This window comes from Streptomyces aureus (assembly GCF_001418135.1).
GTDB classification, from domain to species: Bacteria; Actinomycetota; Actinomycetes; order Streptomycetales; family Streptomycetaceae; genus Streptomyces; species Streptomyces aureus_A.
In genome coordinates, this window is sequence record NZ_LIPQ01000386.1 from 1 (window position 1) to 9,955 (window position 9,955).

A 9,955-nucleotide genomic window follows, 5' to 3' on the forward strand; every position below is an offset into this window, starting at 1 on the left:
GCAGCTGCCTCCACCCCCGCCGGAACCGTTCGTTCCCGGGTCGGCTACTCCGGCTTCGCCGCCGCCGTCTTCTTCGCGGCGGTCGTCTTCTTGGCCGTCGTCGTCTTCTTCGCGGCCGTCTTCTTCGCGGCCGTCGTGGTCTTCTTCGCCGCGGCCTTGGTGGCGGTCTTCTTCGCGGTGGTCGCCTTCTTGGCCGGGGCCTTCTTGGCGGCCTTCTTCGCCGGTCCCTTGGCCCGCTTCTCCGCGAGCAGCTCGTAACCGCGCTCCGGCGTGATCTCCTCCACGCTGTCGCCGGTCCGCAGGGTGGCGTTGGTCTCGCCGTCCGTCACGTACGGGCCGAAGCGGCCGTCCTTGACGACCACGGGCTTCTCGCTGACCGGGTCGGTGCCCAGCTCCTTCAGCGGCGGCTTGGCCGCGGCCCGGCCCCGCTGCTTCGGCTGGGCGTAGATCGCGAGCGCCTCTTCGAGGGTGATCGTGAAGAGCTGCTCCTCCTCGGTGAGCGACCGCGAGTCCGTTCCCTTCTTCAGGTACGGGCCGTAGCGGCCGTTCTGCGCGGTGATCTCGACGCCCTCGGCGTCCGCGCCGACGACCCTGGGCAGGGACATCAGCCGGAGCGCGTCCTCCAGGGTGACGGTGTCGAGGGACATCGACTTGAAGAGGGAGGCCGTGCGCGGCTTCACCGCGTTCTTGCCGGTCTTCGGGGTGCCCTCGGGCAGGATCTCCGTGACGTACGGGCCGTAGCGGCCGTCCTTCGCGACGATCTGGTTGCCGCTGACCGGGTCGGCGCCCAGCTCGAAGTCGCCGCTCGGCTTGGCGAGCAGCTCCTCGGCGAGCTCGACGGTCAGCTCGTCGGGTGCGAGTTCCTCGGGGACGTCGGCGCGCTGATGGCCCTCGGCCTCCTTCTCGCCGCGCTCGACGTAGGGGCCGTAGCGGCCGACGCGGAGCACGATGTCGTTGCCGACCGGGAAGGAGGAGATCTCGCGGGCGTCGATCGCACCGAGGTCGGTGACGAGTTCCTTGAGGCCGCCGAGGTGGTCCCCGTCGCCGTTGCCGGCGTCCGCGGCACCGCCGGAGGCGGCCGTACCGGCCTCGCCCTCGCCGAAGTAGAAACGCTTCAGCCACGGCACGGACTGGGCCTCGCCGCGGGCGATGCGGTCGAGGTCGTCCTCCATCCGGGCGGTGAAGTCGTAGTCGACGAGCCGCCCGAAGTGCTTCTCCAAGAGGTTGACGACGGCGAAGCTCAGGAAGGACGGCACGAGGGCCGTGCCCTTCTTGAAGACGTAGCCGCGGTCGAGGATCGTGCCGATGATCGACGCGTACGTCGACGGGCGGCCGATCTCGCGCTCTTCCAGCTCCTTGACCAGCGAGGCCTCGGTGTAGCGGGCGGGCGGCTTGGTCGCGTGGCCGTCCACGGTGATCTCGTCGGCGGTCAGCGCGTCGCCCTCGGCGACCTGCGGCAGACGCCGCTCGCGGTCGTCGAGCTCCGCGTTCGGGTCGTCGGCGCCTTCGACGTACGCCTTCATGAAGCCGTGGAAGGTGATCGTCTTGCCGGAGGCGCTGAACTCGGCGTCCCGGCCGTCGGCGGCCCGGCCGCCGATCTTCACGGTGACCGAGTTTCCGGTGGCGTCCTTCATCTGGGAGGCGACGGTCCGCTTCCAGATGAGCTCGTACAGCCGGAACTGGTCGCCGGTCAGACCGGTCTCCGCGGGGGTGCGGAAACGATCACCCGAAGGGCGAATCGCCTCGTGCGCCTCCTGCGCGTTCTTGACCTTGCCCGCGTAGACGCGCGGCTTCTCCGGCAGGTAGTCGGCGCCGTAGAGCTGCGTGACCTGCGCCCGCGCCGCCGAGACGGCGGTGTCGGAAAGGATCGTGGAGTCCGTACGCATGTAGGTGATGAAGCCGTTCTCGTACAGCTTCTGCGCCACCTGCATGGTCGCCTTCGCACCGAAGCCCAGTTTGCGGCTCGCCTCCTGCTGGAGGGTGGTGGTGCGGAAGGGCGCGTACGGGGAGCGGCGGTACGGCTTCGACTCGACCGAGCGCACCGCGAACGCGGTGTCGGCGAGCGCGGCGGCCAGCGCGCGGGCGTTCGTCTCGTCCAGGTGGAGGACGCTCTCGCTCTTCAGCCGGCCGTCGGCGCCGAAGTCACGGCCCTGCGCGACCCGCTTGCCGTCGACCGCCGCGAGGCGCGCGACCAGCTGCGACGGGTCGGAGGCGTCACCGGTGCGGCCGGTGGCGAAGGTGCCGGTGAGGTCCCAGTACTCGGCGGAACGGAAGGCGATGCGCTCGCGCTCCCGCTCGACGACGAGACGGGTGGCCACCGACTGGACGCGGCCCGCCGACAGCTTCGGCATGACCTTCTTCCACAGGACCGGCGAGACCTCGTAGCCGTACAGGCGGTCGAGGATCCGGCGGGTCTCCTGGGCGTCGACCATGCGCTGGTTCAGCTCGCGCGGGTTGGCGACGGCCTCGCGGATCGCGTCCTTGGTGATCTCGTGGAAGACCATCCGGTGGACCGGGACCTTGGGCTTCAGGACTTCCTGGAGGTGCCACGCGATGGCCTCGCCCTCGCGGTCCTCATCGGTGGCGAGGAAGAGCTCGTCGGATTCGGCGAGGAGCTCCTTCAGCTTCCTGACCTGCGCCTTCTTGTCGGCGTTGACGACATAGATGGGCTGGAAGTCGTGCTCGACGTCGACGCCGAGGCGGCGCACCTCGCCGGTGTACTTCTCGGGCACCTCCGCGGCGCCGCTGGGGAGGTCTCGGATGTGCCCGACGCTCGCCTCGACGACGTAGCCGGGGCCGAGGTAGCCCTTGATCGTCTTCGCCTTGGCAGGCGACTCGACGATGACGAGTCGGCGGCCGCCGTGTGCGGCTTCGCTGGTCGGGGACAACTTCGCTCTTCTCTCCGGATCGACACTCTCTGGCACGTACGGTGCTGGCACGCACGGCAGCGGCACGGACGGTGACGCTCCCGTCGCTGCGGAGTGTGACGGTACAACCCGCCCCCGTGTCAAACGGCGAAAGCCCGCAACGGCCACTCGAACGGTAACCCGAGTCCTGGCATTCCTGCCGCCCGGACTCCCGGTCGGGCGGGGCGCGACAGGATCAGGAGAGGATCGGGGAGGGGTCAGAGGCGACCGAAGCACCAGACGCCGAGGACGAGGAAGGCGGCACCGAAGAGGCCCGTCAGCGCGACGGCGGCACGCGGGGCCACCCCGTGGGCGACGGGCTCGCCGTGCAGTGCCCGCACGGTGGTCCACAGCAGCAGCGCGCCTCCGAACAGCGTGAACGCCGCCCCCGCGAAGATCGCCGGCCCGCTCTCCATGCCCGTACCCCGTTCAGTTCACGTGCGGTGTTGGTCTCCCGCAGCCGAGGCTGACACCTCCCGGCGTCGTGGGTGCGAATTCCGGGTGAACGACGCGGAGCATCGCGTACGGTTTCACGAAGATGGCCGGTAGTGACCCACTCGTCACTTCTCGCACTTCCCGGCCCTCTCTGCCGTCTCTCCCCGTCTCTTCTGTCACATCGTGTCGAGGGTGGCCCGGCGCCGGCTGCCCCGCTCGAAGGCCGCGACGAGCAGGACCGCGCCGAGCGTGCCGTACCGGCGCCCGTCGGCCACGGCCGTCGTGCCGCCGCACACGCCGGAGGCGGAAGCCGCGAGGACGGCGTTGCCGACGAGGTGGAAACGGTCGTGGGCATCCCCCGGTTCACGCCCGGGAAAGACGAGGAAGAAGACCTGGAGGAGCTGCCCGACCAGCAGGGTTCCGATGAACATCGGCGGGGTCGTCCCGTTGACGAGGGCCCGGCAGGAGATCGCCCCGCCGACGACGACGAGCCGCGCGGTGCCGAGGAAACGGAACATGGGTGCCGTGCCTCTCGCAGGTCGGGGGAGGGTTCTCGTACGTCTCACGTGAGGGCGAGGGTCGCGGCGGCCCGCGCCCGGCGCAGCCGGTCGCGCCGCTCGTCGTCGACGCCGTACGCCTCGCTCTCCAGCACATCCCGTTCCCGTACGAGGGACTTGAGGCGTCGAGGGGTGCCGAGGGCGCGGATCCGGCCGCCCGCGATGACGGCGATCCGGTCGCGGAGCCCGTCCGCCTCGGCCATGGAGTGGGTGGTAGCCCTCGACGCGCTCCGTCCCCGGCCCAGGAGGCCCACCAGGTCGAGGAGTTCGGTGGTGCGGCGCTTGCCGGCAGCCCTCGGCGCAGAGCAGCGGCACGAGGACCAGACGCCGCTCGCCGGGCGCGTACTCGGCGTCGACGTGCTCGGTCGGTCCGACTACGGGCGGCCGCCAACGCCCCCCAGACCCCCGGGCCCGTGAACAGCGCGTGGCCACCTCGGTCGCGAACGTCCTGGCACGGACGAGCACTTCGTCCTCGACGAGGCCTCGCATGGTCGGCCAGTACGGCTCGATCGCGCCCTCCCAGGAGGCCGCGTCGGCGATCGCCGCGCAGGCCCGCCTCCGGGTCCCTCAGACAGGGCCGCTCGAAGGGCGCGTCGGCCATGCCCAGGTGGCGGACGGCCACCTGGGCACGGACGAACTCCGGTTCGGTGGCCCGCAGCGCGGCGAGCTCCTCGGGGAGGTGAACCGTGCCTAACGGCCGGGGCAGCAGGAAGTCGGCGCGTCCCGCAGGGGGCCGATCGCGATCCGGGTCGCTCCGAGCGAGGCCTCGTCCAGCTCGATCCGTATCAAGCGGCGTCCCCGTCCGCGGCCGGCGCGCCGTCCCCGACGGGCAGCAGGAAGCCCTCCTCCACGAGCAGCCGGATGGCCTGCGGGGTGCGGTCCCGCAGTATCACCGGGTCCTCGCCCATCAGCTGCCCGATCGCGTCGAGGATGCGGCCCGCGCTGAGGGTGCCGTCGCAGACACCGGCGAAGCCGGCGCCGACGTGGTCGACCCGGGTGGCGCGGCGCATCCCCCGGTTCTGCCGGAGCACGACGTGCTCCGGGTCCTCGGCGCCGGGGAGTCCGACCTGCTCCTGCACGACCTCGGGCGCGAGCGTGAACCGGTCGGCGAGGAGGGCCGCGTCGTCGTGGGAGCGGAGGTAGTCCTGGCGCTCGAAGTGGGCGAGGACGGTGGGGCCGAGGGGCTGCTCGACGGGGTGCGGCCACTCCTCGACGACGACCGACGGCTCGACGGCGCCGGACGCCACGGCCTCGTTCCGCCGGATCGTGATCCAGCCGAAGCCCACCGCCCGCGTCTTGCGGGCCTCGAACTCGTCGAGCCAGCGCCCGTACGCCTCGCCGTACGCGACCGGGTCGCCGCGGTGGTCTCCGCTGTCGCGCAGCCACAACTCGGCGTACTGCGTGATGTCCTGGACCTCGCGCTGCACGATCCAGGCGTCGCAGCCCGCGGGCACCCAGGACCGCAGCCGGTCCTGCCACTCCTCGCCCTCGACGTGCTGCCAGTTGGCGAGGAACTGGGCGAATCCGCCGTCGTTGAGCCGGTCGCCCGCCTGCTGCACGAGCGTGCGGCACAGATCGTCACCGCCCATCCCGCCGTCCCGGTAGGTGAGCCGGGCGCCGGGGGAGATCACGAACGGCGGGTTGGAGACGATCAGGTCGTACGTGTCACCGTCGACCGGCTCGAAGAGCGAGCCGGTCAGCAGCTCGGCCTCCCGGGCCCCCGAGAGCGCGAGGGTGAGCCGCGTGAAGTCCAGGGCGCGCGGGTTGAGGTCGGTGGCCGTGACCAGGGTGGCGTGCTGGGCGGCGTGCAGGGCCTGGATGCCGGAGCCGGTGCCGAGGTCGAGCGCGGAGGACACCGGGGTACGGACCGTGATCCCGGCGAGGGTGGTGGAGGCACCGCCGACGCCGAGGACGACCCCCTCGTCCTTCTTGCCGATCCCGCCGGCTCCGCCGACGGCGCAGCCCAGGTCGGAGACGATGAACCAGTCCTCGCCGTCGGGCCCGCCGTACGGCCGGATGTCGACGGTGGCGGACACGGTGCCGTCCTCGCGGACCACCCAGCCGTCGGCGAGGGCCTCGTCGAGCGGGAGCGCGGCGGCGGCCCGCTCGTGCCCGACACCCTGCTGGAGCAGGAAGAGCCGGACGAGGGTCTCCAGCGGGGAGTCACCGCGGGTGGCGCGCAGCGCGGGCACGGTCTCGCTGCGGGCGAGCGCGGCGTAGGCCGGGGCTCCGAGCAGGTCGAGGAGTCCGTCGGCGGTGAAGTCGGCGGCGAGCAGCGTCTCGCGCAGACGGGCGGCGTGCGCGGGCACCGGGAGGCGGGGAGGCAGGCTGGTCGTACTCACCGCTCCATTGTGACCGCCGCCACCGACAACCGGGCGGCCGACCCGGCGGCGGGCGTCCACGGACCTGGCCGAGGACGGCAGTCGACCGGGCGGCGCGTGTGGGACCGCCGTGGCCACCGGTCCCGGCGGGATGCCCGGCCCGGGTCGGGGCCCGGGGCCCGGGGCGGACCGGGCGGACCGGGCGGACCGGGCGCGGGGTGCCCGGACGGTCGGGACGGACCGGGCGGACCGGGTGCGAGGTGCCCGGACGGTCGCGACGGACCGGGCGGACCGGGTGCGAGGTACCCGGACGGTCGCGACGGACCGGGCGGACCGGGCGCGGGGTGCCCGGACGGTCGGGACGGACCGGGCGGCAGGACCCCGAGCGGTCCGGACGGACCGGGCCGGGGCCCCGGGCGGGACTACTCCTCGGTCTTGGCCGACGAGGTCGGCTTGGCCGGCTTCGTCGAGGCCTTGTCGGAGGAGCCGGAGGCGGTGGAGCCGGGCTTCGGGGACTCCGAGCCGGAGGTCTTCGGCGGAGTCGAGGCCGTGGGCTTCTGGCAGCCGGGCTGCTTGGCCATCGCCTGGCCCAGCTCGCCCTCCTCCAGCTTGGACAGGGCGTTCTGGTCCATCTTCTCGATCTTGGTCAGGCCGTCGGCGACACCCTGGAGGCCGTCCGCGAACTTCTGCTGGTTCGTCGGGTCCAGCGCGTCGACCTGCTTCTTGAGGCCCTCGTAGGCCACCGCGGTCGCGTTGAGCTCCTTGATCGCGTCCTGCTGGACCTTCTCGCCGTTCTCGACGGGCGGGGCGCCGGCGCTCTCCACGGCCTTGGCCAGCGCCCGGTCGGCGTCGGCGATGTCCTGGAACGCCTTCGAGTCGGCGGCCTGGATGTCGGCGGGCTTGCTGTCCGCGGCCGTCGAGATGATGATCTGGTGGGCGTCGGCCCGCTTCTGGATCTGGGGCTTGGCCTGGTCGCAGAACGTCTTCGCCCAGTCGTCCACCTTGTTGCCCTCGTCGTCGCTGCAACCGGACAGCGCGAGCACGAGTACCGCGCCGCCGGACAGTGCGGCCGCAAGCTTCTTGTTCACCGGATCGGTCCCTTCCAAGGCTCTCGGCCCCGGAACATACACGCCGAACGGGCTACTTCCACCTTTCGTGCGACTGGTTCGTCCCGTATTGCAGTCTTTTGACCCAAGGGAGAGGACTCTCACGCGCCCCCGACGCGCCCGGGAATGAGACGGACACCACGTACCACGCCGGTACGGACGTCATGTCAGGACACCGTCACGGAACGCCTCTTGGAGACCGATACGGCGGCGACGACGACGACCAGCGCGACCCCCGCGACCGCCGCGCGGAGCCCGGCGCTGGCGTCCCCCCCGTAACTGAACCGGACGACCGCCGGGGCGATGAGCAGCGCGACCAGGTTCATCACCTTCAGGAGGGGGTTGATCGCCGGTCCCGCCGTGTCCTTGAACGGGTCGCCGACCGTGTCCCCGATGACGGTCGCCTCGTGCGCCTCGCTGCCCTTGCCGCCGTGGTTCCCGTCCTCGACCAGCTTCTTCGCGTTGTCCCAGGCGCCACCGGAGTTGGCGAGGAAGACGGCCATCAGGGCGCCCGTGCCGATCGCTCCGGCGAGGTACGCGCCGAGCGCGCCGACGCCCAGCGCGAAGCCGACCGCGATCGGGGCCATCACCGCGAGCAGCCCGGGCGTGGCGAGTTCGCGCAGCGCGTCCTTGGTGCAGATGTCGACGACCCGTCCGTACTCGGGTTTCTCGGTGAAGTCCATGATCCCGGGGTGCTCGCGGAACTGCCGCCGCACCTCGTAGACCACCGATCCCGCCGACCTCGACACGGCGTTGATCGCGAGCCCCGAGAAGAGGAACACGACGGCCGAGCCGAGGATCAGGCCGAAGAGGTTGTTGGGCTGGGAGATGTCCATCGAGAGGGTCAGCTCGTTCGCCTTCGCGCCGACCTCGGCGACCGAGGTGGCGATGGCGTCCCGGTACGAGCCGAACAGTGCCGCGGCCGCGAGGACCGCGGTGGCGATGGCGATGCCCTTGGTGATGGCCTTCGTCGTGTTGCCGACGGCGTCCAGATCGGTGAGGACCTGGGCTCCCGCCCCCCGGACGTCCCCGGACATCTCCGCGATGCCCTGGGCGTTGTCGGCGACCGGGCCGAAGGTGTCCATGGCGACGATCACGCCGACGGTGGTGAGCAGGCCCGTACCGGCGAGGGCGACCGCGAACAGCGCGAGCATGATCGAGGAACCGCCGAGCAGGAACGCCCCGTACACGGTGAGGCCGATCAGGAGCGCCGTGTAGACGGCGGACTCCATGCCCAGGGCCACGCCCGCGAGGACGACGGTCGCGGGGCCGGTGAGCGAGGACTTGCCGACGTCCCTGACCGGCCGGCGGCTCGTCTCCGTGAAGTAGCCGGTGAGCTGCTGGATGAGCGCGGCGAGGACGATGCCGAGGGCGACGGCGACCAGGGCGAGGACCCGGGGATCACCGGCGTGGTCGCGGATGCCCGGCTCGGTGACGCCCTCGAGCTCGGCGTAGGAGGAGGGCAGGTACACGAAGGCGGCGACGGCGACTCCGGCGAGCGAGATCACGGCGGAGACGAGGAACCCGCGGTTGATCGCGCTCATCCCGCCGCGGTCGGAGCGCCGCGGGGAGACGGCGAAGATGCCGATCACCGCGGTGATCACGCCGATCGCGGGCACGATCAGCGGAAACGCCAGGCCGTAATCGCCGAAGGCCGCCTTGCCGAGGATGAGCGCGGCGACCAGGGTGACGGCGTACGACTCGAAGAGGTCGGCCGCCATGCCCGCGCAGTCGCCGACGTTGTCGCCCACGTTGTCGGCGATGGTGGCCGCGTTGCGCGGGTCGTCCTCCGGGATGCCCTGCTCGACCTTGCCGACCAGGTCGGCGCCGACGTCGGCGGCCTTGGTGAAGATGCCGCCGCCCACGCGCATGAACATGGCGATGAGCGCGGCGCCGAGGCCGAATCCCTCCAGGACCTTGGGCGCGTCGGCGGCGTAGACGAGCACGACGCACACGGCCCCGAGCAGTCCGAGGCCCACCGTGCACATGCCGACGACCCCGCCGGTACGGAACGCGATCCGGGTGGCCCGGTGGGCCACGTCGGTCAGGTTCTTCTCGGGTTCGCCCTCGGCCGGCGTGGCCTCCCGGGCGGCCGCGGCGACCCGCACGTTGGCCCGTACGGCGAGCCGCATGCCGATGTACCCGGTGACCGCCGAGAAGAGCGCCCCGACCAGGAAGAACAGGGAGCGTCCCGCGCGCTGCGACCAGTCGTCCGCGGGCAGCGTCATCAGCAGGAAGAACACGACGACCGCGAAGACGGCGAGAGTCCGCAGCTGCCGCGCGAGGTAGGCGTTGGCCCCCTCCTGCACGGCGGCGGCGATCTCCTTCATCCTCTCGGTGCCCTCACCGGCCCTGAGCACCTGGCGGACGAGGAGCCGCGCGACGACCAGCGCGGCGAGGGCGACGGCGCCGACGACGTACACGATCGTGCGGTTCCCGCTCGTGAGCACCGCCGCGGCGAGAGATGTGGGGTACATGGGGACGGATCATAGGGAGACAAACAGGTACGTACGGGGATGCCGGAAACCCCCCGCGCGGATGCACCAATCAGGGGGTGGTTTCGGGGCGCGCCGGTTCGAGGGGCGGCGGGGCGGGCGCGACCGGTTCCGGCGCAACGAGAAGAGGCCCTG

Annotated in this window: 8 protein-coding genes; 1 reads left to right on the forward strand and 7 read right to left on the reverse strand. The window is 71.9% G+C overall.

What is annotated here, in order from left to right:
* Positions 1 to 44 precede the first annotated feature (44 nt).
* The 4 genes from topA to AOK00_RS28285 form a co-directional block, all read right to left on the reverse strand.
* Positions 45 to 2,888, reverse strand: a complete 2,844-nt coding sequence (topA, locus tag AOK00_RS28270; protein ID WP_055603084.1) for a type I DNA topoisomerase — start codon at positions 2,886 to 2,888, stop codon at positions 45 to 47.
* A gap of 236 nt (positions 2,889 to 3,124) precedes the next feature.
* Complete coding sequence (locus AOK00_RS28275) at positions 3,125 to 3,322, reverse strand: hypothetical protein (RefSeq protein ID WP_055603085.1); 198 nt, start codon at positions 3,320 to 3,322, stop codon at positions 3,125 to 3,127.
* Positions 3,323 to 3,517: 195 nt separating this feature from the next.
* Positions 3,518 to 3,859: a hypothetical protein gene (locus AOK00_RS28280; RefSeq protein ID WP_254047535.1), complete on the reverse strand. Its 342-nt coding sequence runs from the start codon at positions 3,857 to 3,859 to the stop codon at positions 3,518 to 3,520.
* Between the two features lie 44 nt (positions 3,860 to 3,903).
* Complete coding sequence (locus tag AOK00_RS28285) at positions 3,904 to 4,101, reverse strand: hypothetical protein (RefSeq protein ID WP_055603086.1); 198 nt, start codon at positions 4,099 to 4,101, stop codon at positions 3,904 to 3,906.
* A 284-nt stretch (positions 4,102 to 4,385) separates the two neighbouring features.
* Between AOK00_RS28285 and AOK00_RS39235 the strand changes: the two genes are divergently transcribed.
* Positions 4,386 to 4,592 carry a hypothetical protein gene (locus AOK00_RS39235; RefSeq protein ID WP_055603087.1) on the forward strand — a complete coding sequence of 69 codons (207 nt, stop codon included), beginning with the start codon at positions 4,386 to 4,388 and terminating at the stop codon, positions 4,590 to 4,592.
* A gap of 91 nt (positions 4,593 to 4,683) precedes the next feature.
* Here the strand turns inward: AOK00_RS39235 and AOK00_RS28295 are convergent, their stop codons facing one another.
* From AOK00_RS28295 to AOK00_RS28305, 3 genes are all read right to left on the reverse strand, one after another.
* Entirely contained in the window at positions 4,684 to 6,240 is a 1,557-nt protein-coding gene (locus AOK00_RS28295; protein ID WP_055603088.1) for a N5-glutamine methyltransferase family protein, read from the reverse strand.
* Between the two features lie 401 nt (positions 6,241 to 6,641).
* Positions 6,642 to 7,307: a hypothetical protein gene (locus AOK00_RS28300; RefSeq protein WP_055603089.1), complete on the reverse strand. Its 666-nt coding sequence runs from the start codon at positions 7,305 to 7,307 to the stop codon at positions 6,642 to 6,644.
* Between the two features lie 185 nt (positions 7,308 to 7,492).
* Positions 7,493 to 9,802 carry a sodium-translocating pyrophosphatase gene (locus tag AOK00_RS28305; protein WP_055603090.1) on the reverse strand — a complete coding sequence of 770 codons (2,310 nt, stop codon included), beginning with the start codon at positions 9,800 to 9,802 and terminating at the stop codon, positions 7,493 to 7,495.
* Positions 9,803 to 9,955: the final 153 nt, after the last annotated feature.